23 protein-coding genes are annotated in these 25242 nt (G+C 70.6%); 13 read left to right on the top strand and 10 right to left on the bottom strand.

Annotated elements, in window-relative coordinates; translation table 11 throughout:
• The first annotated feature begins 238 nt into the window (after positions 1–238).
• Complete coding sequence (gene mobF / locus ACIP63_RS34350) at positions 239–4309, top strand: MobF family relaxase (protein ID WP_401523797.1); 4071 nt, start codon at positions 239–241, stop codon at positions 4307–4309.
• Positions 4310–5196: 887 nt separating this feature from the next.
• Here mobF and ACIP63_RS34355 read toward each other — a convergent pair.
• Positions 5197–5577 (bottom strand): hypothetical protein, encoded by a 381-nt coding sequence (locus ACIP63_RS34355; RefSeq protein WP_401523799.1) that lies wholly within the window; start codon positions 5575–5577, stop codon positions 5197–5199.
• A 296-nt stretch (positions 5578–5873) separates the two neighbouring features.
• Here ACIP63_RS34355 and ACIP63_RS34360 point away from each other — a divergent pair, with 296 nt between their 5' ends.
• The 3 genes from ACIP63_RS34360 to ACIP63_RS34370 all read left to right on the top strand — a co-directional run bounded on the left by ACIP63_RS34360 (position 5874) and on the right by ACIP63_RS34370 (position 7855).
• Entirely contained in the window at positions 5874–6368 is a 495-nt protein-coding gene (locus ACIP63_RS34360) for a hypothetical protein (protein ID WP_401523802.1), read from the top strand.
• Entirely contained in the window at positions 6365–7285 is a 921-nt protein-coding gene (locus tag ACIP63_RS34365) for a recombinase family protein (RefSeq protein WP_401523804.1), read from the top strand. The genes ACIP63_RS34360 and ACIP63_RS34365 overlap by 4 nt, the downstream gene beginning before the upstream one ends.
• Before the next feature lie 210 nt (positions 7286–7495).
• Entirely contained in the window at positions 7496–7855 is a 360-nt protein-coding gene (locus ACIP63_RS34370; protein WP_401523807.1) for a hypothetical protein, read from the top strand.
• 137 nt (positions 7856–7992) lie between these two features.
• Here the strand turns inward: ACIP63_RS34370 and ACIP63_RS34375 are convergent, their stop codons facing one another.
• From ACIP63_RS34375 to ACIP63_RS34385, 3 genes are all read right to left on the bottom strand, one after another.
• Complete coding sequence (locus ACIP63_RS34375) at positions 7993–8274, bottom strand: hypothetical protein (protein ID WP_401523810.1); 282 nt, start codon at positions 8272–8274, stop codon at positions 7993–7995.
• Entirely contained in the window at positions 8223–8540 is a 318-nt protein-coding gene (locus ACIP63_RS34380; RefSeq protein WP_401523811.1) for a hypothetical protein, read from the bottom strand. Before ACIP63_RS34380 ends, ACIP63_RS34375 begins: the two co-directional genes overlap by 52 nt.
• 202 nt (positions 8541–8742) lie before the next feature.
• The gene (locus tag ACIP63_RS34385; protein ID WP_401523814.1) at positions 8743–9237 is read right to left on the bottom strand and encodes a hypothetical protein; all 495 of its coding nucleotides are present in this window, start codon (positions 9235–9237) and stop codon (positions 8743–8745) included.
• A 358-nt stretch (positions 9238–9595) separates the two neighbouring features.
• Between ACIP63_RS34385 and ACIP63_RS34390 the strand changes: the two genes are divergently transcribed.
• Together ACIP63_RS34390 and ACIP63_RS34395 are read left to right on the top strand one after the other, a co-directional pair.
• A complete protein-coding gene (locus ACIP63_RS34390) occupies positions 9596–9877 on the top strand; it encodes a hypothetical protein (RefSeq protein WP_401523817.1) in 282 nt (93 codons plus the stop codon).
• Between the two features lie 141 nt (positions 9878–10018).
• Positions 10019–10903 carry a barstar family protein gene (locus tag ACIP63_RS34395; protein ID WP_401523820.1) on the top strand — a complete coding sequence of 295 codons (885 nt, stop codon included), beginning with the start codon at positions 10019–10021 and terminating at the stop codon, positions 10901–10903.
• Between the two features lie 32 nt (positions 10904–10935).
• Here the strand turns inward: ACIP63_RS34395 and ACIP63_RS34400 are convergent, their stop codons facing one another.
• Entirely contained in the window at positions 10936–11424 is a 489-nt protein-coding gene (locus tag ACIP63_RS34400) for a DUF4265 domain-containing protein (protein ID WP_401523823.1), read from the bottom strand.
• A gap of 371 nt (positions 11425–11795) precedes the next feature.
• Here ACIP63_RS34400 and ACIP63_RS34405 point away from each other — a divergent pair, with 371 nt between their 5' ends.
• Positions 11796–12362 (top strand): DUF4253 domain-containing protein, encoded by a 567-nt coding sequence (locus tag ACIP63_RS34405; protein ID WP_401523826.1) that lies wholly within the window; start codon positions 11796–11798, stop codon positions 12360–12362.
• Positions 12363–12430: 68 nt separating this feature from the next.
• Here ACIP63_RS34405 and ACIP63_RS34410 read toward each other — a convergent pair whose 3' ends face one another.
• From ACIP63_RS34410 to ACIP63_RS34430, 5 genes are all read right to left on the bottom strand, one after another.
• Positions 12431–13729: a hypothetical protein gene (locus ACIP63_RS34410; RefSeq protein ID WP_401523829.1), complete on the bottom strand. Its 1299-nt coding sequence runs from the start codon at positions 13727–13729 to the stop codon at positions 12431–12433.
• Between the two features lie 229 nt (positions 13730–13958).
• Positions 13959–14348, bottom strand: coding sequence for a hypothetical protein (locus tag ACIP63_RS34415; protein ID WP_401523831.1), 390 nt, complete (start codon positions 14346–14348; stop codon positions 13959–13961).
• 125 nt (positions 14349–14473) lie between these two features.
• A complete protein-coding gene (locus tag ACIP63_RS34420) occupies positions 14474–14845 on the bottom strand; it encodes a hypothetical protein (protein ID WP_401523834.1) in 372 nt (123 codons plus the stop codon).
• Positions 14846–15668: 823 nt separating this feature from the next.
• Entirely contained in the window at positions 15669–16358 is a 690-nt protein-coding gene (locus ACIP63_RS34425; protein WP_401523836.1) for an SDR family NAD(P)-dependent oxidoreductase, read from the bottom strand.
• Complete coding sequence (locus tag ACIP63_RS34430; protein WP_401523839.1) at positions 16355–18088, bottom strand: FAD-dependent oxidoreductase; 1734 nt, start codon at positions 18086–18088, stop codon at positions 16355–16357. Before ACIP63_RS34430 ends, ACIP63_RS34425 begins: the two co-directional genes overlap by 4 nt.
• 151 nt (positions 18089–18239) lie before the next feature.
• Here ACIP63_RS34430 and ACIP63_RS34435 point away from each other — a divergent pair, with 151 nt between their 5' ends.
• The 6 genes from ACIP63_RS34435 (at position 18240) to ACIP63_RS34460 (ending at position 25230) form a co-directional block, all read left to right on the top strand.
• The gene (locus tag ACIP63_RS34435) at positions 18240–19136 is read left to right on the top strand and encodes a LysR family transcriptional regulator (protein WP_401523842.1); all 897 of its coding nucleotides are present in this window, start codon (positions 18240–18242) and stop codon (positions 19134–19136) included.
• A gap of 178 nt (positions 19137–19314) precedes the next feature.
• The gene (locus ACIP63_RS34440; protein WP_401523844.1) at positions 19315–20700 is read left to right on the top strand and encodes an MFS transporter; all 1386 of its coding nucleotides are present in this window, start codon (positions 19315–19317) and stop codon (positions 20698–20700) included.
• On the top strand, positions 20700–21779 hold the full coding sequence (locus tag ACIP63_RS34445) for a Gfo/Idh/MocA family protein (RefSeq protein ID WP_401523847.1): 1080 nt from the start codon (positions 20700–20702) through the stop codon (positions 21777–21779). Before ACIP63_RS34440 ends, ACIP63_RS34445 begins: the two co-directional genes overlap by 1 nt.
• Positions 21776–22627: a TIM barrel protein gene (locus tag ACIP63_RS34450; protein WP_401523850.1), complete on the top strand. Its 852-nt coding sequence runs from the start codon at positions 21776–21778 to the stop codon at positions 22625–22627. Before ACIP63_RS34445 ends, ACIP63_RS34450 begins: the two co-directional genes overlap by 4 nt.
• Positions 22620–23495 (top strand): shikimate dehydrogenase, encoded by an 876-nt coding sequence (locus tag ACIP63_RS34455; protein WP_401523853.1) that lies wholly within the window; start codon positions 22620–22622, stop codon positions 23493–23495. The genes ACIP63_RS34450 and ACIP63_RS34455 overlap by 8 nt, the downstream gene beginning before the upstream one ends.
• Positions 23488–25230: an FAD-dependent oxidoreductase gene (locus ACIP63_RS34460; protein ID WP_401523856.1), complete on the top strand. Its 1743-nt coding sequence runs from the start codon at positions 23488–23490 to the stop codon at positions 25228–25230. Before ACIP63_RS34455 ends, ACIP63_RS34460 begins: the two co-directional genes overlap by 8 nt.
• Positions 25231–25242: the final 12 nt, after the last annotated feature.

The following is a 25242-nucleotide window of genomic DNA, read 5'->3' on the forward strand; positions in this document are numbered from 1 at the left end:
ACTAACCCCGCCCCTCGATGCAAGGTCACGCTGACCTATGCAAGATCGCATGCAGCTTAGAACTGACATCTGCAAGGTCAACCCGTACTAGACAGATCTTGCCGACCCGGACCGTTCCGGTCCAAGATCAAACATAGGAGAAGGACGAAGGGGGTTCCCCTGTCGGGGAACCCCGGGACGCCGGGAAAGCACAAGCACACAAGCCCCGCTGACGGGGCAGCACGAACGGGGGCGGCCGGTGGCCTGGCTGACGAAGATCACGGCAGACGAACAGGTCGACTACCGGCTGCGGGAGCAGGCCGGGTGCTCGGTGGTGGAGGCGTCAGCCGAGCAGGCCGTGGTGCGGGAAGGTGCCGTCGACGAACGGGTCGACTACCGGCTCCAGGGTGCTGCTCTGGTGTGGATGGGCACTGGTCTGCAGGCGGTCGGACTGACCGACGGCCAGGTCCTCGATGGGGACGGCAAGGACGCCGCCCGGCGCCTGATGACCGGGTGCCACCCGGAGACCGGCGCCCGGCTGATCCGTACGCAGACGTCGGTCCGCGCGCACGAGAAGGCGAAGCTGACCACGGCCCGGCTGATCGAGGCGATCGAGTCGGCGGCCGAGGAACGGGGCGTGGAGCCCGCGGCTCTGCTGGAGGGCAAGCCGAAGCAGCAGAAGGTCCTCGGACAGCAGCAGCGGATGGTGCACCGCTTCGGTGAGATGCACCGGATGCAGGTGACCACCCTGCACAAGCTCGCCCGCGCCGCAGGCCTTTCCCTGGACGAGGTCTACGGCGAGCGCGAGCTGGCCGAGGCACGGGACCACAAGGACGTCCGCGTCGATGACCGGGTCCGCGGCTGGGACCTGGTGCTGGACCTCCCCAAGTCCGACAGCGTCCTCCAGGGCCTCATGGCGGACTTGGACGAGGTCGAGCTGCGCGACCTCGTGCACCAGGCCAAGCGCGACGTGTTCACCGAGCTCGAGTCCTGGGTCGGCTACGCGGTCGGCAGCGAGGAGGGGCGCCCGGTCCGGATCGCGACCGGCGGGCTGATGGGCTGGTCCGTCGAGCACCAGGCGGCGCGGCCCATGGGCGACGGGCAGCCAGGCGACCCGCACCTGCACCTGCACGTCACCATCCCGAATCTCGCCCTGTGCGAGGACGGACAGTGGCGTTCCATCGCGAACTCCGGGCAGGACCTGCACCGGCACGCCAGCGCCGCCGACGCGCTGTTCAAGGCTCGAGTGCGGGCGCTCACGTGTGCCCGGTTCGGAGTCCGGCGCGAGCAGACCGAGAAGACCGGCGCGTGGGAAGTCGCGGGAGTGCCGAAGCGGCTGCGGACAGAGTTCTCCCGCCGGGCCACGTTGGTCGACCAGACTGCCGGCGCCGACGCGAGCCGACAGGAGAAGGCGAAGGTCTCCCTGGAGACCAAGCGGGCCAAGCATTCCGCCGGCACTGCGGGGATGCGGGAGAGCTGGCGTCAGCGGGCCGAGGACGCCGGTGTCGACGTCGACGCCATGGTCGCGGCCGCCGCTCCCGGGCCGCCCGGCCCAGACGGGGGGCTCGGCATCGACGGTCCCGGCGGTCCGCGGATCCCGCCGCCCGCCGACCTCGCCGCGATCGTCTTTCACCCCGAGACCGGCCTCACCCACAGCGCGAAGACGTTCTCCCGCGCGCAGCTGCTCGCCGCGGTCGGCAACGCGCTGTCGACCGGGATCGACGGCGGGCCCGGGCGCCTGGACGAGCTCGCCGACGACGTCCTGGACGTGGCCGGGTACGCGGTGCGCGTGCCGGACTACGGATCCACCGTCATGACGTCGACAGCCCGGTACACGACGCAGGACATCCTCGATGCGGAGACGTACGTCCGGGGTCAGGCGCTCACCCGCCACGGCGAAGGCCGGACCGCGCTGACCGCCGATCAGGCGGCAGCTGCGGTCGACGTCTTCGAGGTCGCGGTGGGCTTCGAGCTGTCCGACGAGCAGCGCGCGGCGGTGACCCGGCTGCTGACCGGCGGGCACGGCATCGACACGGTCGTCGGTGTCGCCGGCGCAGGCAAGTCGACGCTGATGGAGGCGTGCCGGATCGGATGGGACGCCACTGGCACCACGTACGCCGGGGCCTGCCTGAGCGCCGTCGCCGCCCAGAACCTCACCCAGGCATCCGGGATCCCGGCCCGTACGGTCGCGGCCTGGCTCCAGCAGATCCAGACCGGGAGCGGTCTCACAGGTGTCGACGTTCTGGTCGTGGACGAGGCCACGATGGTGGACGACCGGGCGGCCGAGGTCCTCATGCGCGAGGCGGCCCGCACCGGCACGCAGCTCATCGGCATCGGCGACCCGCTCCAGCTCCAGGCCATCGCGGCGGGTGGCTGGTTCCGTGAGGTCCACCGGCTCGTCGGCGGGCTCACCCTGCACGAGAACCGCCGCCAGGAGGACGCCGCCGAACGCCACGCGCTGGAGGTCTGGCGCACCGGCGACCACGACCAGGCGCTGCGCCTACTCGCCGACCGTGGACGGATCCACCCCACCGAGTCCGCGGATGAGGCCCGCTCGCAGATCCTCACCGCGTGGGACGAGCTCCGGCGCGAGAAGTGGGCCGACAACCACGCCCTCGTCGACGAGCTGGTGGTGCTCGCCGCCCGCAACGCCGACGTCGACGCGCTCAACGCCGGGGCCCAGCAGATCCGCCGCGCCGCCGGCGAACTCGGCACCGAGCACACCTACGTCCTGCCCGGCGGGGACGGGCTCACCCTGGCCACCGGCGACGCCGTACGGGTACGGGCCAACGACTACCGCAGCCGCCGCGGGGAAGGCCCGGACCTGCTGAACGGGTACCGGGCCGTCGTGAGCGAGATCGCCGAGGACGGGCGGATCGAGATCACGTGGCGTACCCGCACACGGGGTGAGGACGCCGCCTTCGTGTCCGCGTGGCTGACGCCCGACCAGGTCGCTTCCGGGGCCCTGTCGCTGGGGTACGCGATGACGATCGCCGCCTCGCAGGGGATGACCTGCGACACGAGCCTGTTGTACGGGCACGGCGCCAACGCGTTCGCGACGTACCCAGGCCTGACCCGGGGCAAGAAGGCGAATCACCTGTGGCTCCCGCTCGCGGTCATCGAGAGCGAGGACACCCGAGCTCGGCTCGGTGACGCCCGCACCGAGAGGGAACGCCTAGAGCGCGCCGTCGACGCCTTCGCCCGGTATCTCGGGCAGTCGCGGCCGGACGCGATGGTCTCTGACTTGCTCCACGAACCGCCGGCCCCGGCCCCGGCAGCCGTGCCGTCGCCGACCCGCACCCATGCCGTGAGGGCGAGCGCGGCACGCGCCCGGTCGACCACTGTCCACGACCCACGCCAGCGCGAGGCCCAACCACAGCGCGAGTACCGGCTGACGGACGAGCAGAAGGCCGACATGCAGGAGGAGCGGGAGCTCGCCGACGTCAGGGCCTGGAACCGCCGCCCGTACGGCGACCGGACCGACCAGGAGCTCACCAACCTCATCGCCACCGGCCCCGTCGACGCCCGGCGCCAGGACAAGGCCGCGGCCGATGCGGAAGCGACCGAGCGCGCGCTGCAGGAGCAGATCACAGCCGACCGAGCCCGCGGGGAGACCCGGGGCCGGCGGGAGGTCGCGCCCATCTACCAGCTGCTCGATCGTGCCGACGAGCAACTGGTCATCGCGCGCACCGAGCAGGCCCGCGAGACCGCGATGGCCGTGCACGCGGCGAAGGCGGACGAGCACCTGCGCGTCCTGGCGGCGGCCGACGGCAAGGGACGGATCGCGCTGCGGATGGCGGGCACCTCCCGCAAGGAGCACAAGCAGCTCACCCAGGAGGCCACCGAGCAGCGCGCCGCTGGGTGGCGGGAGGCGGCCGAGGCCCGGGTCGCGGCCTCCCGAGCAGCCGAGGCCGCGTGGGAGATCGTGCGCAGCAGCCCGTACGCCAACGTGCTTGGTGCCGCCGAGCACCGCGCCTTGGACATCGACACCCTCGCGGCCCGGCTCACCGAGATGCGCGAGACCCGGATCCCCGCCCGGATCCAGCAGATCGACACCGGCGACGAGAAGCGCGTCTCCCGCGCCCACGGCCAGGCCACCCGAGCCCGGGAGAACGCGGCCATGTACCGGGCCGTCGCTACCGACGCACGGACCGAGAAGGCCCTGCGAGCGCGGATCGCCGAGCAACACCCCAGGCTCCATCAGTCCGAGATGCAGGCCCGCGCCGATCTGCACAAGACAGAAGAGACCCGAAACACCCGGGTCGCGGCCCAGAGCAGCCGTTCCTACCAGCCACCGGCTCAGACCCGTGGTCCACGCCGAAACCGCTGACACGGCAGCCCGCCCAGCAGTAGATCGAGTAGGGAGGGTCATCCAGACTGCCGTACATCGGCTCACTGAAGGAGAAGGTCATCGAGTTGTGCTCGATGACCACGGCGACCACCTACAAGACAGCCCCCGGAATTCGGAAGAACCGAATCTCGGGGGCTGTGAAGCGAAACGTCAGCGACCGATGAGGGTGTGCAGCACCGGGGTGCTGGCACCTGCCAACGTCAGACCAGCAAGCACCGCCGCCGCACCGTTGCTCGCGCTGAGGTAAGTCAGCATGGCCACCACTCCTCCGACGACGACCGCCGTCAAAAGGATGAGGGCAGCGTGCGAGGTCAGGAGCGGTCCGGAGCTCCCCGCCGCATGAGCCGAAGAAGCCGGGACGACGCAATCACGTGACGACGTTGTACCGTCGTCATTGGTCGGGGTAGTCATTTTCACGCCTCGTGAATTCTGTGTTCGGACTGGACACGGACCACCACGACCACGAACACCGGGGAGTCCTCCTCGTGCACCAGCCCGCCAAAGCATCGGTGCACGCGAGGGCTCCCCGTCGTCGTACCCAGGGGTCCGGCTAAGAGCCTACGCAGAACGCGCGAGCCGACACTCAGCCCGATCGCCCTGCCCATTACTCCAAACGGGTGAGAACACCCTTTGCAGTCGGGAAACTGACTGCTCATAGCCTGCCCCGCTGGTTCATCACTCGCGATAGGCCCTCGCCGACCAGATGCAGGACGTGCCGACTGTCGACCGCGTCTGGTTCAGCAAGCAGTGTGGCCCTTTCACCTGCGGCTGTGATCAGGAGTCCCTTGCGGGCGAGCCTGCGTGATCCATTCCAAGTAGCGGACGGAAACGGTAGAGGCCGGACCGTGGCCGGGCCCCCCGATGGCTCAGTCCTCGTCGTTCCGGATGATGCCGCCTGACACGTGCGGGTCGAATCGGCCGACGCGCATGGCCTCGATGCACTGCAGGACACGAGCGAAGGACGTCAGCCCGTACGTGATGTATCGCGTAGGCGAGTCCCCGGAGACGCTTTCACGCTCGACGGGAACGCCGCCCATGATCGCCCAGTAGGTGTCCCGCGTCTTGTGCTCGGGGTGAGCCCCCATCCACGCCATCTCGACGTCCGACGCGAACTCGTTGGCGGACGTGCAGGTGTACCGGTCCCATTCCACGACGGGCTTGGTCGGGTCGAGCGCGGCGATCGTGCGCACCTGCTCGATACAGCGCTCGTAGATGCGAGACAGCTCCGCGTTCAGATCTTGGCTCATCAGGTTCCTCCCTCTCTCGCGCCGAACTGTCCGGCGACTGGTGAACCCTGCCCTAGGCCGCAGTGGAACAGTCGCATCGCCTCATACGCGATCCAGTGGCCCAGGGCGGCGGAATCAGTCGAATTCGCCTCCCCGGGGTGATCCAATCCGTCAAGTCACCCAAATAGGTTCAAAACGTGCAATCCAGTGGTGCCCATCCAATGAAATCCATTCCGTTGTTGCGCCTCCCCTTTTCGCCCCTCTAGGGTGTTCATCGGACGCCGAGGCCACCAGGCACGGCCGACTGAGGGGGCTTCATGAGCACACCCGCGCACGAGCACTGGATCGACCTCACGGTCCGCCGCCCCGAAGACGTTCGCACGATGACCGGCGGACGGGTCTCGTTCTCCTGGCAGGTGGAGAAGCGCGCAGGCCATATCGATCGGCTGATGAACAGGACACTGCCCGCGGACTTCCCCGACCCCGTCGAGCGTGGGGACGCCGGTGATGTGCTGGCCGTGCTCGCCCTGTCGGAGTCGATGCGGCGCGACCTCACCGCCCGCCGCGCGGGCGACATCCGAGAGGCCATCCTCCTCGGGGCCACCTGGACCGAGATCGCGGCCGCGATCGACGCCACACCGGACGAGGCTCGCGCCGTCCTGCGCGACTGGACCGAGCGTCAGCACTGGCTCCACCAGAGAGAAGTCGAGCGCGGCGAAGGCCGGCCGCTGGGCAGCGACGCGGACCGCCATGCCGCGGTGCTCGCTCTGATCGAGCTGGCAGACGACGAGCCGATGGCTGCCGGCGCATGACCGACCGCGTGTACCTGCGCCACTCCACCGACAAGCAGACCGACGCCCGCCAGCGCCACGCGCTCGCCCACCTCATCAAGGCCGGGGCGCCGGTGTACGACGACCCGGCGACCTCCAGCCGGGTCCTGTCGCTACATCGCACGGGCTTCCAGCAGCTGCTCGACGAAGCCGCCGTCGGCGACACCATCCGGATCGCCGACGCCGCGCGGCTCTTTCGCTCGGTCGCCGACGTCATCGCACTGCGCCCCGTCCTCATCCGGCGCGGCCTGCACCTCAAGGTCGAGTCCGGGCTCCTCTCCGGGATCGACCTGGCGGCCGACGACCCCGGCACCAAGATGGTCGTCTCCGTGCTCGCCGCGGTACTGGAGTTTCAGCGCGACATGATCTCGGAGAACACCAAGGAGGGCGTCGCCGCCGCAGCAGCCTCCGGCAAGACCCTCGGGCGCCCGACCGCTCTCGACGAGGACCAGGCCGCCGCCGTCGTTGCCGCGTACACCGAGGAGGGCACTGCCGTGAAGGCACTCGCCCGGCAGTACGGCACCTCACCGAAGACGATCCGGCGCATCCTGGACGACGCCGGAGCCCGCGAGGTGAGCGAGCCCCAGGACGCGGACGACCAGCCCGGCCCCACCCCCGTCGACGGCCACGAGGAGCCCGCCGTCGACCCGACCGTGGTGGTCGACGTCCCCGGGTTAGTCGCCGAACATCTGCAGGACTCCGGGGACGAGGCGATCCGCCGGTTCCTCGAGGGCGGGCAGACGATCCGCCGGGGCCAGGGGTACTCGGTGCGGGTGCCCGCTCCCTTGTCCGTGCACGTGGCGATGATCGAGCGGTCGTCCGCCGGGCTCATGCAGTCGCCCGCCGGCCGCAAGGCCCACCGCATCCATTCCGACCGCGTCGTACGGATCGCGGGCTGACCACACAGCAGAGCCTCGCGCCGCTCGGTGCGGGGCTTTTTGCTGGTCAGAGCTGCTCGCCAGCTAGCCAACTTGCTGGCTCGCTGACTTATTGGCTCGCTGGCTCGCTCATCCGCCAGGGCCGAACTGCTTCGTCCGGAACGCCACCCGACGGGCGGTCAGCTGCCATGCTGAGTAGCTGAACTGCCACCTCAGCCCTTGGAGAGCAGCGTGGACTTGATCGCCACCGGTGAGCCCCTCGTTGCGCCGGATGACATCCAGGTCTGTGTCGGCATCGACCTTCAGTCGGGCACTCTCACCCTCACTCGGGACCGCGAGGACTTCGCGGCGTACCACGCCCTGGTGCTGTTCGCCTCTGTCCAGGGGGACCCGTGGGCAGCGCAGGAGGTCAAGTTCTCGGCCAAGGGGCCGGACGGCAAGTCCGTGGTGTTGACCGTGGACCTCCTCAACGACGCCTGTGATGGTCCTCGGGCTGGTCTTCCCGCCGCGATCTGGACAGCCGTGGCCCTCGCCGCGACTTCCGCCGGTGACGTAGGCATCACCTATGCGCCCCCCGAGGTTTCCGCCTGACACCGCCTCTCAGCCGGCCCTGCCGTTTCTTGGGCCTCACGGGGGGAGTCGGCCGGTCTGCGGTTACAGTCCACGCGAAGGGGGCCGGAGCCACTGGCGTTGGCTCCGGCCCCCTTCATCTGGCGGGCGAGGACGGGTCAGTCGGTGTCCTCATGCGGTGCGAGCAGCGCGAAGTACGTAGTGCGCTGCTGCTCGGTCAGCTCGCCGTCGAGGTCGAGCGCCGACCGCAGCGAGCGCAGAATGTCGGCCGCGGGCACGTCCCACTTCGTGTGGGCCTGCTGCTGGATGTCACCGATGGTCCCGTACGCCTCGCCGGGGAAGTGCCGGACGTACCAGTCGAGCATTTTGGCCACCGACGGGGTCAGGTTCAGATGCCACCACTTTCCCGCCCCGCCGTCGTCCTCGTCGTCGGCGAACATGTCGAGCGAGTCCTGCCAGTCGTGAACACCGCGGCCCGGACGGTCCGCCCCAGGTGCTCGGTGGGAATGATGCGGTCGAGGCTGACGGCGACGGACCAGGCGAGCTCGCCCGCGATCTCGGCGACGGACTCCTTGTTGCGCTGGCGCGGCACCCACCGCTTGCGCACGTCGGGCCGATCGAACAGCGTGTGCTGGAAGTCGGTGACGAACCGGTCGCGCACCTCGGCCGCGCCCGGCGAGAGACTGTCGCGGTCGCCGGCGGACATGGCGGCCCCGACGCCTTCGTAGGAACGCTGAGGGACTCCGCCCAGTCCTCGGCCACCGCCCGGGCCCACTGGTCGCGGCCGCCGACGACGGCCTGCGGCAGCGGCACCTCGCTGTTGCCGCGCGAGATGTAGGCGCGCAGCGTCGAGGCGGTGATGCCGCCCAGCTCGGCCATCTCTGGGGCGCCGAGCAGCTGCGAGCCGGTCAGTTCCGGGCTGGAGACGTCGACCACGCACCGCTCCAGCTGCAGCGCGCCGGCCTGCTCCCGGCGGCGCTCGGCCCACAGCGCCAGGTGAGCCAGTTGTCCGGCCGGGCGGCGTCCGCCTCGAAGGTGGCCACCTTGCCGACGTACGCCTTGGCCGGGTCGGCGCGGCCGTCGAGCATGTCGGCGGCGGTGACGGTGACGGTGACGGCGGCACGGGCCTTGCGGCGGTCGTGGTCCTGGTCGACCGGATTGCAGACCTGCCCGGGCCGGTACCAGGTGGTGCCGTTGAACCAGTAGCCGCTGGTGCGGAACAGCAGCTGGTCCTGCGTCCACTGGGTGTGCCAGGAGGAGGTGTCGCCGTCGCGCATCAGCAGCACGGTCCGGCCGTGCTCGGGGTGGAAGCGGACTACCCAGCCGAGCGAGTGCTTCATCGGGTCGGTGGTGAAGGCGTGCCAGCCGCCGTCGGCGCGGTTCTTGTCGAAGCGGCCCCACATCCCTTCGGCCTTGTTGCGGCCGACGGCCTCGATGGCCTCGGGCCTTCGTCGAGGGGGAGGTGGGAGTCGTCGACGAACGGCAGGCCCGGCACCGGGTGGTCGGTGCGCAGTCCGTTGGCGAGCGGGAGAACGTGCGCCCTGGGGTTGTCCATCGAACTCACCGCGTTGTTGGCATACCTCTGAGCCGTCGCTGAACCGGTGTCCTGGCTGCGTGTCGATCGGGAGCGACGAGAAGTCCACCGGCGGCCCCTACTGGCAGGATGAGAGCGCCCAGGCTTACGGTCGCGGCTTCGCCAAGAACCTGGATGAAGCAAGGGAGTGCTCTGAAGTGACCGGCGCGCTGCGAGGGCCGTGAGGTGTGCTCCTCATTCTCGCGAACCTGCTCAACGCCTACGTCGCCTACGGCGCTCTGATGACTCAGCCACAAGGAGCGTGGGATGACAGCACCCTGACGGGAATCGGTTTCGCGTCGGGGCTGCTGATCGTGCTCGGCGTCCTCACAGGGCTGCTCACTCTGTTTCCTGTGTTGAGGCGATCCCTCAGCCGTTGGTGGCTGGCACCGCCGCTGATCTTTCTCGTGGCAGGCTTGGCACGTCTGCAGTACATCGAGTACGCCTACCCGGCGGGACCCGGCGGCTGAGGGCAGCAACAGCCGCGTGCGCCGCGGACCGAGGCACGATCGGCGGAAACACGCGGCGTTGCTGCTGCTCAGTAGCAGAGCATGTCGCGAGTTGACGAGACCAGCCCATCGTCATCGTCCGGAACCCCGTAGCCTGTCCCGATGCCGACCGAGAACAGCCCTGCCCATGCCCTCAAGCACTGGCAGAAGTGCTCCGACGTGTACGACTTCCTGGAGCAGATCCGTCTGCGCCCCGGGATGTGGCTGCCGGGCGGCTCGCTCCGGCACCTGCAGTCCATCCTCACCGGCTACAACGTAGCCCTCTCCGTGCAGTTCGCCCCCGGGCCTGTCACGCCCTGGCCCGAGGAGGACTTCATCCACTGGCTCCACAAGCACTACGGGATATCGAGCTCTCTGACCTGGGCCGCGGAGATCGAGCGGCACACACCGGCCGGCTCCACAGCGGTCGACGAGTTCTTCCGACTCCTGGAGCGCTTTAGGCGCGAAACCGCCGAGAAGCCCGGCTGGCAGGATCCGGCGGATCGGATGCCCGGCATCGAGTACATGAGCAACACCTTCGTGACCCTCTTCTGGCGACGCCGGCTGCTCACGCAGGCCGTGCAGCGCCTGGAGGACCGTGACTTCCGGGTCGTCCACCTGGAGGCAAGGGATTGGACGACGGAACGGGACATGCACGAGGCCATCGCGGCCGCGCTGCGGTTCCCCGCGTACTACGGCCACAACCTGAACGCGCTCAACGACTGCCTCGGCGACGTGGCCTGCTTCGGTCCCTACGACGACAGCCTTGCTGAGGGCGCCGGTCTCGTGCTGTCCCTCACCGACTACGACCGGTTCGCCGCCGCCTCCCCCGAGGCGGCCCAGATCGTGCTGGACATCGTCGCCGGCCAGGCACGCCGCGCGGCGGTGGTCGGGCGCCGCTTCTTCGCCCTCGTGCACAGCAACGACTCCGATATCCGGTTCGAGCCCGTCGGAGCCATGCCTGTGCTGTGGAACAGAGACGAATGGGCCGACTCCAACCGCCGCTGACACCATGGAGCACAGCACTCCATGGCGGAGCACTACGAGCTGGCCGTGGTCTTCCATGCGGTGGTGACACACCCCTCCTCCCAGTGCCACCAGCCCTTCGCCTCGCCGTGCCCCAAAAGCTTCTGGATCTGCCGCAGGTCCGCATGCGGCGGGACATCCAGAGCGACCATTCGGAACTGTTCGATACCTTCGCCGGTGGTACCGAGGCGGTGAAAGGTCTCCAGCACGCTCTGCCGGGCAGCGGCAGAGCCACCGTCCTTCAGCACGATCAACCGGATCGTGCAGTTCTCCGATGCTCTGACTGTCTCTCCAGCCCAGCGGACGCCTTCGCTGTCGGTCTCCACGCGGATGATGTCGTCGCTGGCAACCCCTCGAACGAACCAGGGAGTGTTGGCCAACCGCACCGTTCCATCGCCGAGATCTATCGCCCACAGGTTTTCGACGCTCACCGGCGGCCAGCCGTCCTCGTCCACGTCCATCCGGAAGTGGACCTTCACATGGTCATCAGTAGCGCTCGTCACCCCGTCATCATCCTCACCGGTCCGACCGCCTCCGTTTGCGGGTGCCGACTGACCGATTGATCACGCTGCACCGACCCAGCGATCCGCCCTCCCCGGCTGTCAGACTCTCGAACTAGCATCCGCTCGTGACCCCTGAACTCCTTGCCTCACTGGCTGTTCCGCTTCCGGAAGGCCGGATGATCACATCGGACGAAGGCGACGGCGCTGTGCAGCCGCTCTGGCTGAGCGACGCCCCGGCCTCCGCCGAGCTGTGGGCTCGTCTGCTTGCCGAACACAGCACCTCAGGTCTGTGGCCTCTCCTTCTCGACGCTGACGACCCCGGTGACGAAGAGTTCAGGCCATGGGCGTCCGGCGAGCTGTCGCCTGAGCGCATGTCGTCACCCCAAGCGCACGACCCGGCCGATCTTCTAGCGCGATGGTGGAGCGAGTACACGAAGACCGACGAGGACGATGACCTGCTCACGCCAGACAAACGGCTCGCTGTCACCGCGCCGTTCGGGCAGACCTGGCCGAGTCCAGTTCTCCGCCGCAGGCCCGTGATCGACGCTGGTGAGGTGGCCGCTCAATATGCACGGGTCTTCACCGAACAACGTCCCCAGGCACGCCTCGGGCTCGTCGCTGCTTCCGGCGGCGCGCACGCCCTCACCGCTCTGGGCTGGGACGGCCCCGCCAACTACGACAACGACACCGCCAAGTTCTCCGCCGTCGTACGCGACTGGGAGCACCGCTTCGGTGCACGCGTCGTAGCCGTCGGCCTTAACACCCTCCACCTCAGCGTCGCGGCACCACCGGTAGAGACCGAGGACGCCCTCCGGCTCGCCGCCGAGCACTTCGCCTTCTGCCCGGACAACGTCTGGCAGGGCTTTCCTCCCTACACCCTCACCGCCTACGCGGAACGCATCGTCGGTATGAGCAGCTGGGACTTCTGGTGGGACTGACTCGTACGGCATAGGGATGTGGGGACGCGCACCGACCGCGCTCCGGAACTCGGCAAACTCCGTCGCTGCTACGTCGTGGCCGGCCACTCTGAGAGAGGGGCGAAAGCGTCAGACGGCACTACAGAGCCCTTCGCCGCTGCCGTACCTGCGGCTGCCGCGCTCGGAGTCCGGTCTGATCCACCCTGACCGCCTTCCGGGCCTGCCCACAATCCAGCCCGGCCGCCAGGGTCCGGTGTGCGGCGGCATCCAGCAGGGCTTGGGGGGACCGGCACGCCCGCCTGTCTGGCTACGTTCAGAAGCGACTCCGCTGATGCCTGCTCTGCGGGCAGAACAGCCTTGTACGAGTGGGACAACGCCTCCAGCTGGTGCAGGCGAATCGGACGGAACCGGTGGTTCCTCCGCCCGGGCTCCTGGTGCTCGAGGGCATCCGTGACGAGGCCACCCCGCGCCAGGCTCACGGCCTGTGGCGCGGCGAGAGCGAGCTGCCAGCCCGCGGCGGGCAGCCGGTACAGGGCGGAGGCCAGGCCTCCGGCGCCCCGGGCGTCGGCCAGGATCTCCGCTCCTCCCCGCGGGTCGGGCCGGGCCGCGGCCTCCGGCCGCCACTCGGGTCCGTACAGCAGCTGTCCCACTCGGACTGCCGCGGTGTGGGCGATCACGGTGGCGGGGTGGGGGATGACCCGTGGCAGACGTACCACCTCTCCGCGGCGGACGATCTCGTAGCTGGGCGCGGGCAGCTTGGGGTGGGACCGCGGGTCGGCGATGTCCACGATCCGGTGCCACGCCGTCGCGGACTTCTGCCAGACCTGTGCGGATCCGCGCAGTGCCCCCGTGCTCTCCCGAAGGGCCGTAGCAGCCTCATCCGGCAGCTCTTCGGCGACCTGTAGCAGGACGCGGCCGGCCAGCAGGCGCTGTATGGCCGTCCAGCGGGCCAGCTGCTGGAGGTCCGATCCGCTCATGCGGTGCTCGGAGCGGTGGTGCAGTGTTTCGAAGGCCGCCCGGGACAGCCGGTCGCAGTCCTCGGCGAGGTTCGCCGGTACGTCCTGTGTCCGGTCGGCGGCATCGGCTTGGACAGGGCTTACGGGAAGCGTCAGCGAGAGGGCGCCGATCGCGGCGTCCGCGTCGCGGGTCCCGTCCCGGCCGAAGAGCGATGCCTCGGAGAGGAAGCGGCGGACGTCGCCGAACGCTGCCGCCGCGGAGGGGTCCAGGGTGTCCCGGGCGAGACCGGACGCCACCTGAGCCGCGCCCCAAGCGAGCTCGGAGCAGCGCCGCGTGAGGTAGTGATCGATGACGTCTCGCACCGCGTGGACAGCGGCCAGGGCGTCGGGCAGGTGGTTCTCCGCCGGACCGGTGCCGGACGGGGGCAGCATGCGCTGCGCGGCTTGTACGGCGTCACTGGCTCGTTGCAGCTGATAGAGGAGATCCTTCGTCGCTGCCGACTGGGGGGCGTCCTCGTCGCCCAGACCTAGGGGATCGGTCAGCGCGGACAGGAACTGGTCGAGTTGACCGGCCGTGGCAGGCCGGTCCGACGAGGGCGTTGCCGCTGCCCTCCGGAGCCTGCCCCGGCCGTGTCGAAGAGCTCGTCGAGCGTCGCCATCACTACCCCCTGACGGCCGCCAGCGAACGTGCGGCGGCAGCCGCGTGCTCGGCGGCTTCACCGAGCTGGACGTCCTGTTCAGCGAGGTCGGCGAGTGCTCGATGTGCCCTTTTCAGAAGGGCGACATAGGGATCCAGGCCGCCGGGACCGGCCTGGATATCGCTCGCCTCCAGGACGAGCGGGCAGCCGGTTTCGGGTAGCGGCAGCAGAGAGCGGGCTGCCAGGCATTCCTGTGCTGCCATGAGTGCGCAGAGCTCGTCGCCGGCCTCGTCCCAGGTGACGGCGTCGGCCACCTGTCCGCCGAGATCCAGTGCCTCCCAGGCGCCGGCCAGCACCGTGGCCGGATCTGCCGACCCCAGAGCTGCGTCCAGAGCGTTCATCGCGGTGTTCATGAGTGGCCTCTTCGTTCTGTCCGTCGCGGGTTGTGGCTGACGGAAATCGTGGCACCGGGTCCAGCGAGAGCCCCAACTCCCTGTGGATGACGAGGCCTTTGTGGACAAGGCAGGTGCGGGGTAGCTCAGGTGATGCCTCTGGCCTCACGCGTAGCGGTCAGCACCTGAAGTCGCTTACGGGTCCGACGAGCCACTGCCGCCTCGGGCCCGTGGATGTCGGAGACCGCACCCAGAACCTCGGTGCCCAGCGCCGGCGCGTCAGCGTCCGGGACGGTGCGCCAGAGGCTGTAGGCCCGGCGGGTGGCCTCTTCGGTCTCGGGGTGATCCGGCCCTTGGATCGTGGCCCGCAGCCGGGCGGTGTGCAGGTACCACCCGAGCGAGGTCGCGTGGTCGCCCGCCAGATAGGCCAGGTGTGCGCGGACCTCCCGGATATGAACGGTGTTGAGATGCTCCGGGCCGTACTCGCCGGTGACCTCCGTATCGAGCTGGTATGCCATCCACGCGGCGTCTGGGAGCAGCCCGGAGGCAGCCTTCGCGGCGATTTTCGTCAGGCGGCCGCGCAAGACCTGGGGGATGCGAGCCACGGCCTACTCCGGCGGGGTCTCGTGCTGGAGGCCCAGAACTCCGGCGTGACGGTGCCCCAGGGGCGGAACAGCTCTTCGTGCTCCCTTGATTCGGTACATGCGGCCGGGCTCGGCGGTTGCTCCCCGCACCTGCGGGGATGGCCCCGCTCGGGCGGGCATCGCCGGTGTGGAGGATCCGTGCTCCCCGCACCCGCGGGGATAGTCTGTGCCGTCCGGCTTCATGACCGGCGCCATGCAGTGCTCCCCGCACCTGCGGGGATGGTCCCGACTACAAGGGTGGCGTCGAGTCGATCATTCGGTGCTCCCCCGCCTCTGCGGGGATGGTCCCGGGGTCAATGTGGAAAGCAGGGGCGGCGACGGGTGCTCCCCGCACCCGCGGGGATGGTCCCCAGCTCATGCCCAGCCCGGAGAACGGGCCGAAGTGCTCCCCGCACCTGCGGGGATGGTCCCGCTCGGTTCGCTCACCTGGCCACTCGCCGGGTGTGTTCCCCGCACCCGCGGGGATGGTCCCGACTACACGGCGCTTTTTGCCGAGGAATGCGTGTGTTCCCCGCACCCGCGGGGATGGTCCCCCGGACAGGCGCCGCTCACCGGACGTGCGAACGTGCTCCCCGCACCCGCGGGGATGGTCCCTCCCCCGGCCTGCCCGGGCAGATCCTCCGGGCGTGCTCCCTGCACCCGCAGGGATTAGGCGGCAGCACCAGCGCCCACCCCGCCAACCGCGGTCCCTGGCGGATCAGTACGTCGCCCGGCCTCCGCTGGCGTCGTAGACCGCGCCCGTCGAGAAACTGACCTGCTCCGAGCAGAGCCACCCGATCAGCTCGGCGATCTCCTCCGCCCGCCCGAAGCGGCCCATGGGCGTCAAGGACTGGGAGCGGGCGAGCACCGCCGGGTCGGTGTGCGCGTTCATCGGTGTGCTGACGGCTGCGGGTGCGACGGCATTGACCAGTACACCGGTCGTGGCCAATTCCTTGCCCAGGGACTTGGTGAGTGCGACGACGGCCGCCTTCGACGCGGAGTAGGCGCTCTGCGTGGGGTTGCCGTCCTTGGCCGCGATGCTGGCCAGAGTGACGATCCGGCCCCAGCCCGCGTTCACCATGGCCGGTACGACGGCTCGGCACAGCAGGAAGGTTCCGTCGACATTGACCTTGAAGGTGGTGCGCCACGCCTCGAGGTCCAGTTCGGCGAGGGGACGGGCAGGGCCCACGACGCCCGCGCTGTGTACGAGGATTCCGACCGGCCCCAGCCGGTCGACAAGGGCGGCGACCGCCGCGGGATCGGTGACGTCGAGCCGCTCGTCCGCGCCCGGAGCGAGGTCGGCGGTGACGACCCGTACGCCCTCGGCGCGCAGTTTCGCGGCGGTCGCCGCGCCGATGCCGCCGGCCCCGCCGGTCACCAGGGCCAGCACGTCCTTGGGATAGCTCACGCGGCTGCCCCCCGCTCGGAACGCACATCGGCGAGGTGGCGGGCGGCGATCCAGCCGAAGGCCATGGCGGGCCCGAGGTTGACCCCGCCGGCGGGGTAGTGGCCGCCCATCACGTTCGCCTGGTCGTTGCCGACGGCGTAGAGGCCGCGGACCGGGGCGTCCTGGCCGTCCAGGACGCGGGCGTGCTCGTCGGTGGCCAGGCCGGCGAAGGTGCCGAAGCTGCCGGGAACGATTCGCACGGCGTAGAAGGGTCCCTTCTCCAACGGGGCGAGCGACGGGTTCGGAGTCACCGACGCGTCGCCTCCGTAGCGGTTGAACGGCGTCGATCCGCGGCCGAGGGCGGGGTCCTCACCGCGGCGGGCCGCCTCGTTGAACTCCTCGACGGTCGCGGTGAGTCCGGCCGGGTCGATGCCGCAGGCGCGGGCGAGTTCCTCGAGCGTGCGGCCCCGTCGGAGGTAGCCGCTGCGCAGGTAGGGGAAGAGGGGGACCGGCCGTGGCTTGGCCATGCCCAGCGGGTAGCGGCGGACGAACCGGGCGTCGGCGATCTGCCAGGCATGGACCGGTTCACCGGCCGGGGTCGCCGCGATCATCGCCGCGACGTAGTCGTAGTAGCCGTTGGCCTCGTTGACGAACCGTCGCCCGGTGCGCAGCACACCGATGCTGCCGGGCTTGGCCCGGTCCATGATGTGCGGGAACACACCGGTGCGGCCGTTGCGGTAGGGGAACAGGGAGACCGGGCACCAGGCGGCCGGAGAGGCCAGGTCGGTGCGCAGCCGCCCGCCCGCCGATTCGGCCAGTGCGGCGCCCGCGCCGTCGGCCTCCCCGGGGGCGAGGCTCCAGTGCTGCTCCCCGCGTGGGAACAGCGCGCGGCGCCTGGCCTCGTCCTGCGGGAAGCCGCCGGTGGCGAGGACCACGCCGCGTGCCGCCGTGAGCCGGACCGGGCCGTCGGCGGTGGCCGCCACCACGCCGGTGACGCGGCCGTCCTCCTGGACCAGATCGGTCACGGCGGTCGACACCCGGATGTCGACGCCGGCGTCCAGGGCCGAGCGCAGCAGCCGGCCGGCCAGCGCGGTGCCGTTGACCAGCTGCATCCCGCGGCGCTTGGTGGCCAGGTCGAACAGGTGGCGGGTGACGCGCCGGGTGGCGTGCAGAAGCCCGCGTACGTCACCGCGGGACGCGGCGAGGAAGCCGGCCAGGTCCGGTCCGGCCATGACGCCCAGGCCCAGGAGGGAGGTCTCGTACAACTGGCGGCGCAGCAGGCGCGCGACGTCGTCGCCGAGCCGGCGCAGGTCGGTGGGGGCCGGGCCGACCGACCGGTGCCCGGTGCCGGCTCCGGGGAGATCGCCGTAGATGTCGCAGATCTTCGCACCCGGCACGAAGTTCAGTGCGGTGCGTTCGTGGAAGAAGCGCACCATCTCGGGAGCGGCGGCCAGGAAGGCGTCGATCCGCGCCGGTTCGTAGTGGTCGCCGAGCACGGCGCGGAGGTATTCGCGGAACGTGTCGGTCTCCTCCTGAACCCCGTCGGCCCGCGCCAAGGGATTTCCCGGCGCCCACATCCACCCTCCTGACCAGGCCGTGGCGCCGCCGCAGACCGCAGCGCGTTCGAGGACCACGACCCGCAGTCCGTGGTGCGCGGCGGTCACCGCCGTGGCGAGACCTCCTGCTCCGGAGCCGACGACGACCACGTCGTACCGGTGCGCCGGAGCGGTCGGGGGAGTTCGAGTGGTCACGGTGCTGTCCCTCCTACGCCTGGGCGACTGTGTGCCTCGCCATCCAGGACTATGTAATATTCGAGATATAATTTGCGCTTCACTGTGCTTAAAAGTGACTACATGTAGAGGGCGGGGCAGCGCAAGCCCTGTCGTCGGGGAGGTTCTGCACATGGAGATCCGCTGGCTGGAGGCGTTCATCGCCGTCGCCGAGGAGCTGCACTTCGGCCGCGCCGCCACGCGGCTCAGGCTCGCGCAGTCGCCGCTGAGCCAGACCATTCGCAAGCTGGAGAAGGAACTCGGGGAGCAGTTGTTCGACCGCAGCACCCGCAGTGTCGCGCTCACCCCGGCCGGGCACGCCTTCCTGCCGCACGCCCACCGCGTCTTCGAGGAGCTGGAGCTGGGGCGGCAGTCGACCCGGGCCACCTCGGGGGAGGTGTACGGGACGGTCTCCGTCGGCTTCTCCGGTGCTCTCAACCACCTCACACTGCCGCCGCTGACCAGGGCGGTCCGTCAGCGCTACCCCGAGGTCACGCTGTCGTTGACCGCGCGGGTCGTGACGCGCGACGGCATCGAGCAACTGGAGCAGGGCGGCCTGGACATCGCCCTGGTCGGTCTGCCGATCGCCCCCTCCTCGGTGCGTACGCGACTGATCGGCCGCGAGCCCCTCGGTGCCGCACTGCCGGTCGATCATCCGGCGGCGGGGGAGTCCGTGATCGACCTCGCCGACCTGGCCGGCGACGGTTTCATCGCTTCACCGGCCACGGCCGGTTCCGCCTTGCAGGAGCTGACGCTTCAGGCCTGCGTGAAGGCCGGGTTCCGGCCGAGGGTGGTCCAGGAGATCACCGACCCGTACATGGTGCTGACCCTGGTGTCGGCCGGTGTCGGTGTCGCGCTCATGCCGTCCTGTGTCGCGGGGATCATGCCCTCGGCCTCGGTGTTCGTGCCGCTGCGCGACGAGCCGACCTTCATGGACCACGCGCTGGCATGGCGGGAGGGCAACCCCTCGCCCGTACTGCGGGCCGTCCTGGAGGTCGCCGAGGAGGTGCTGCCGACGCCGGAGACGTGAGGAAGGCCGGCGCTCAGGCGCGATTATGTGGAGCGCATACAAAGTCTAAGTTCAATTAAGTATTGGACGGCGCATATTCGAGCCTGGGACTGTCGTCGACACCCCCACCGGACCACGTACGGGCCTCACCGCCCCGGACCGGATCTCCGTCGACGACGCCGGATCGAAAGGATCGCCCATGTCCGCAGCGGCATCGGCCCCTCACCCGGGCAGCACCTCCTCCGGAACCCGCAACGACCCCAGGAAGGCCGCGTTCTCAGGCTTCCTGGGCAGCACCCTCGAGTACTACGACTTCTTCATCTACGGCTCGGCCGCCGCGCTGGTGTTCGACAAGGTCTTCTTCCCTGACGCAGGCGCCACGGGTGCACTGATGTCCATAGCCACGCTGGGCGTCGCCTACGTCGCCCGCCCGCTCGGCGCGCTGCTGTTCGGTCACTTCGGTGACCGGCTCGGCCGCCGCAACACCCTCATGTTCACGCTGGTGCTGATGGGCGGGTCGACGTTCCTCATCGGCTGCCTGCCCTCGTACGGGCAGGCAGGTGTCACCGCGCCGATTCTCCTGGTGGTGCTCCGGCTGCTCCAGGGGCTCTCCGCGGGCGGCGAGTCCCCGGGCGCGAGCTCACTGACCGTCGAGCACGCGCCCGACGGGCGCCGGGCGTTCTTCACCAGCTTCACGATGAGCGGGATCATGTTCGGGATCGTCGTCTCCAGCTTGGTGTTCATTCCCATCGCCTCCCTGCCCGACGACCAGCTCCTCAGCTGGGGCTGGCGCATTCCGTTCTGGCTGAGCATCGCCGTCACGGCTGTCGCCTACCTGATGCGCCGCTCTCTGCACGAACCGGAGGTCTTCGCAGAGCTCCAGGAGACCGCCGAGACCGCCAAGGCACCCGTCGTCGAACTGTTCCGCGACCACTGGGTGACCGTGCTGCGGATCGCGGTCTGCGCGTCCTTCGCCATGGTCAACACCATCGTCAACGTCTTCGCACTCGCCTACGCCACCGAGGTCGCCGGCATCTCCAAGCCCACCATGCTGGCCGTCATCTCGGTGGCCAACGGAGTGGCCGTCCTCACCCAGCCGCTCTACGGCATCATCGCCGACCGCATCGGCCGGAAACCGGTCTTCGTCGCCGGCCTCGTCGGGGTCACCGTCATGGTGTTCGTCTTCTTCCACGCCATCGGCACACGGAACGTGCCCTGGATCTACGTCTCCGCCGTCCTGCTGATCGGCCTGTGTTACGCCGCCCCCAACGGCGTCTACCCGGCCTACTTCCCCGAGCAGTTCCCGGCCCGCGTCCGCTACAGCGGCATGGCGATCGGGCTGATGGTCGGCCTGCTCGCCGCAGGGTTCACCCCGCTGCTCGCCACGGCCCTCACCGCCGGGGACCAGGCGAACTGGACGCCGGTGGCCTGGCTGTGCGCCGCGTTCACCCTCGCCTCGGCCCTCGCCGCGCTGACCGGCCCGGAGACCTTCCGCACCCCCACTGCCCAGCTCGGCGAGGACCGGTCGGCGGAGCCTGCCCCTACCGCGACGGGCCTGCGGGCCGGCGCCTCCAAGGCGCTCTGATGGGAACGGCGCTGCGCGCGGCCGTCATCGGCTGCGGAAACGTCGCCGGCAACCACGCCGCCGCCTACCGCGACCTGCCCGGAGTCGACCTGATCGCCTGCGCGGACGTCGACCCGGACCGGGCGGCCAGGTTCGCCCGCCCGTACGGCGCCGTGGCGAGCCACCCCGACGACCTCTTCGGCCTCGGCCTGGACCTGGTCAGCGTCTGCACACCGCACCCCACCCACGAAGCCGTGGTCACCCGTGCTGCCGCGCACGGCGTCCACGTACTGTGCGAAAAGCCCATCGCGACCGAACCTGCCGCCGCCGCCCGGATGGTGGCCGCGTGCGAGGCGGCCGGAGTGACCCTGGCAGTGGCGTTCCAGCGCCGGTTCTGGCCCGTCGCCCGGCGGATCCGGGCAGCTATCGACGACGGCACCCTGGGCACCCCCGTCCTCGGGCACACCTCGGTCCTCCTGCACCGCGACACGTCGTACTACACCGCTGACACCTGGCGCGGAACGTGGGCGGCCGACGGCGGGGGAGTCCTGATGACCCAGGCCGTCCACAACATCGACCTCCTCCAGTGGTACATGGGCGAAGCCGTCGCAGTATCCGCCGCACACAGCACGTTCCGGCACGGCGAGGCGATCGAGGTGGAGGACACCGCCGTCGCCACCGTGCGGTTCGCCTCCGGTGGCCTCGCCACGCTCGCGGCGTCCACGGCACTCACCCCCGGCCTGGGCACCCGGGTGCTCGTCACGGGAGGCACCGGCGCGAGCGCGGGATTCACCGAGTACCCGGAGGGCAGCGAGGCACGGATGGACCTGTGGGCCGTCCCCGGCGCCGAGACCGCCGAGTCCCCCTTCGGCACCGGCCTCACCGCGGACCTCCCGCTGTCCCGGATCAACGGCGCCCTCGCACCGTTCCACGCCCTGCTCGTCGCCGACTTCACCGATGCCGTCCGACAGGGCCGCCCGCCCGCCGTCACCGGGCGCGAGGCCGGCAAGTCGCTGGCGATCCTGACCGCCGCCTACGCGTCGGCTGCCTCCGGCCGCCCCGAACCTGTCCCCACCCTGAACGAGGAGACCGCCGCATGACGCTCATCGGGCTCGCCCACCTGACCCTGCTCAGGCTCAGCCCGCCGGAACTCGTCAGCACCGCGGCCGAGGCCGGGTACGACTTCGTCGGCATCCGGGTCAACGCCGCCACCGAGGGCGAGCGCCAGTACCCCATGGAGCCCGGCTCCCCGATGTCGCGCGAGACGCTCCAGCGCTTGGACGACACAGGCCTGCACGTCCGCGACATCGAGTTCCTGACCCTGCGTCCGGACACCGGTGCCGGCCATTGGCGGCCCGCCCTCGAAGCGGGCGCCGCCCTCGGCGCCCGCACGGTCAGCGTCGTCGGCGCCGACCCGGACCGGTCGCGCCTGACCGACACGCTCGCCGCCCTGACCGCCGACGCCGCGACGCTCGGCATACGGCCCACCCTGGAACCCATCAGCTACCAGCCGGTGCGCACCGTCACCGAGGCCGCCAGGATCGCGACGGCCGCCGGCGCGGCCGTGCTCCTCGACGCCCTGCACATCCAGCGCGGTGGAAGCACGCTCGACGACATCCGCGCGCTCGACGCCGATCTCATCCCCTGTCTGCAGTTGTGCGACGGCCCGCTGACCGCGCCCGACCACCTGGACCTCCCCGCCAGCCTGCCGCTCGGCATGTCGGCCGATGGTTCGGTGCTCCAGACCGAGGCCCGCGTCCAGCGGCAGCTGATCGGCGAGGGTGAGCTGCCGCTGGCTCACCTCGTCGCCGCAGCCCCCGCCGGGACCCCCCTGAGCGTCGAGATCCCGCACGCCGCACTCCAGTCCCGCCTCACCCATCTCGCCGTCGCGCAGCGCACCCTGCAAGGCGCGCGCCATCTCCTGACCACGGTGGACACCCATGCCTGACACACTTGCCCCGGCCCGCCACCGGATCGCCCTGGTCGGCGCGTCGATCGGGGGATCGCTCTCGCCCGCGCTGCACGAACGGGAGGCCGTCGCACTCGGCCTCGACTACACCTACACCCTCCTCGACCTCGACCGTCTGCCACCGGGTTGGCGGCTGCGGGACGCCGTGCGACGGGGCGTGACCGGGTTCAACGTCACCCACCCGGTGAAGCAGGCCGTGCTCGGCCAGCTGGACGACCTCTCGCCCGACGCGCGGACCCTCGGCGCGGTCAACACCGTCACTGTCACCGACGGCCGGCTCGTCGGACACAACACCGACCACAGCGGCTTCCTCGCGGGTCTGCGCCACGGCCTGCCCGACATCCGCTCCGAGCGGGTCGTCGTGGTCGGCGCCGGGGGAGCGGGCTCCGCCGTCGCCTACGCGCTCGCCGGCACCGGCGCACGGGTCGAGATCGCCGACGCGGACACCGAACGCGCCCAGGCCCTGGCCGCCAGGCTTACGACGGCGTTCCCGGACGCCGAGATCACGAACCTGCCCCCGGAACTGATCCCGGCCGCGCTCACCCGCGCCGACGGCATCGTCAACGCCACCCCGATCGGCATGACAGGCCACCCCGGACTGCCCTTCGACACCCGCGCGCTCACCCCCCGGCACTGGGTCGCCGACGTCGTCTACCGGCCCCTGCAGACCGCCCTGCTGGCCACCGCGCACGCGGAGGGCTGCCGGGTCCTGGACGGCGGCGCCATGCTCGTCGCGCAGGCCGCCATGACCCTCGCCCTGCTCACCGGCGCCGTCCCCGACCTCGCGCGCATGCGGGATCACCTGTCGGCGCTCACGGCCTCCAGGACGGACCCGATCCATGACTGACAGCTCTACGACCGACAGCTCAACGACGGGCATCGAACGGGACCGGCACCAGGAAGTCGACCTCCTCGTCCTCGGCTCCGGCGCGGCAGGCATGGGCGCGGCGGTGGTCGGCGCCCAGGAGGGACTCTCCGTCCTCGTACTGGAGAAGACGGAGTGGCTCGGCGGCACCACCGCCTACTCCGCCGGGACCTGCTGGATCCCCGGCCACCGCCACCAGCGGGACCCGGCCGCGGACACAGCCGCCGCGCGCCGCTACCTGGACTCCCTCGTCGGCGACCGCGCCCCCCGCGAGCTGCGCGAGGCGTACCTCACCCACGGCCCCGCCGCGATCGACTACCTGGACCGGATCGGCGTCGGCTTCTGGCACTCCCCGACCGTCGTCGACTACCACCCCGAGATCGAAGGTTCCGCGGTCGGCCGCGCCCTCGAACCCCAGACCTTCGACGGCCGCACTCTCGGCAGGGCCCGCTTCGGCAGGATCCGCCGCCCGGTACCGGAGTTCGCGCTCTTCAACGGGACACTCATGGTCCGCCGCCCCGAGGTCAACCAGCTGCTGAGCATCTTCGACGGATCGGTGCGCGGCATGGCGGTCGCCGCCCGCCTCGGCGCCCGCTGGGCCGCGGACCGTCTGGCGTATCCGCGCGGGACGCGGCTCGCCATGGGCAACGCGCTCGTCGCGAACCTCTACCACAAGCTCCTGCGGCGCCGCGGCGACGTGTGGTTCACCGCCCGCACCACCGAACTGGTCACCGACGGCACCGGACGGGTCGTGGGTGCGGTCGTCTCCCACCGCGGACAGACGGTCCGGGTGACCGCCCGCCGCGGTGTCGTCCTCGCCGCCGGAGGGTTCTCCGCCAGCCCGGTACTGCGCGACCGGTATCTGCCGAAGCCCACACCGCAGTTCACCCGCGCCGGCGAGGGCGCCACCGGTGACACCCAGGCCCTCGCCCGAGCTGTCGGCGGCGCGCTGGGCGAACCCCGGGACGACAACGCCCTGTGGTTCCCCAGCTCCATCGGCCGCCGCCCGGACGGGTCCACCGCGGTCTTCCCGCACATCTGGGACCGGGCCAAACCCGGCATCGTGGCCGTCAACGCCGCCGGACGCCGCTTCGTCGACGAGTCGGTCTCCTACCACCGCTTCACCCGCGCCATGTACGACGCGCACAAGTCCGTGCCGACCGTCCCCGCCTGGCTCGTCATCGACTCCGCCGGCCTGGCCAAGTACGGGCTGGGCATGATCCGCCCGCACCTGCCCGCGGCCAGACTCAAGCGGTACGCCGACGCCGGCTACCTGCACAGCGGGCGCACGGTCCGTGAACTGGCCGCCGCCATTGGCGTCGACCCCGACGGCCTCGAACGCACCGTCACCGACACCAACCGCTACGCACGCACCGGCGTGGACGAGGAGTTCGGCAAGGGACGCAGCCCCTTCGGCCACCAGTACGGCGACCCCGACCACACCCCCAACGTCAACCTCGGCCCGATCGAGAAGGCTCCCTTCCACGCGATCGCCGTAGTCCCCACCCCGCTGGCCACCGCCCTCGGGCTGCGGACCGACTGCGACGCCCGGGTCCTCGACGACCGGGGCGAGCCGGTCCCCGGGCTCTATGCCTGCGGGAACGACGCCGACTCGATCATGGCGTCCGAGTACCCCGGAGCCGGCTGCCAGGTCGGGGCGGGCCTCACCTTCGGATACCTGGCCGCCCGCCACGCCGCGCGCGGCACACGACGATGAGAGACAGGAACC

The sequence above is a fragment of the Streptomyces sp. NPDC088746 genome (assembly GCF_044751065.1).
GTDB lineage: Bacteria > Actinomycetota > Actinomycetes > Streptomycetales > Streptomycetaceae > Streptomyces.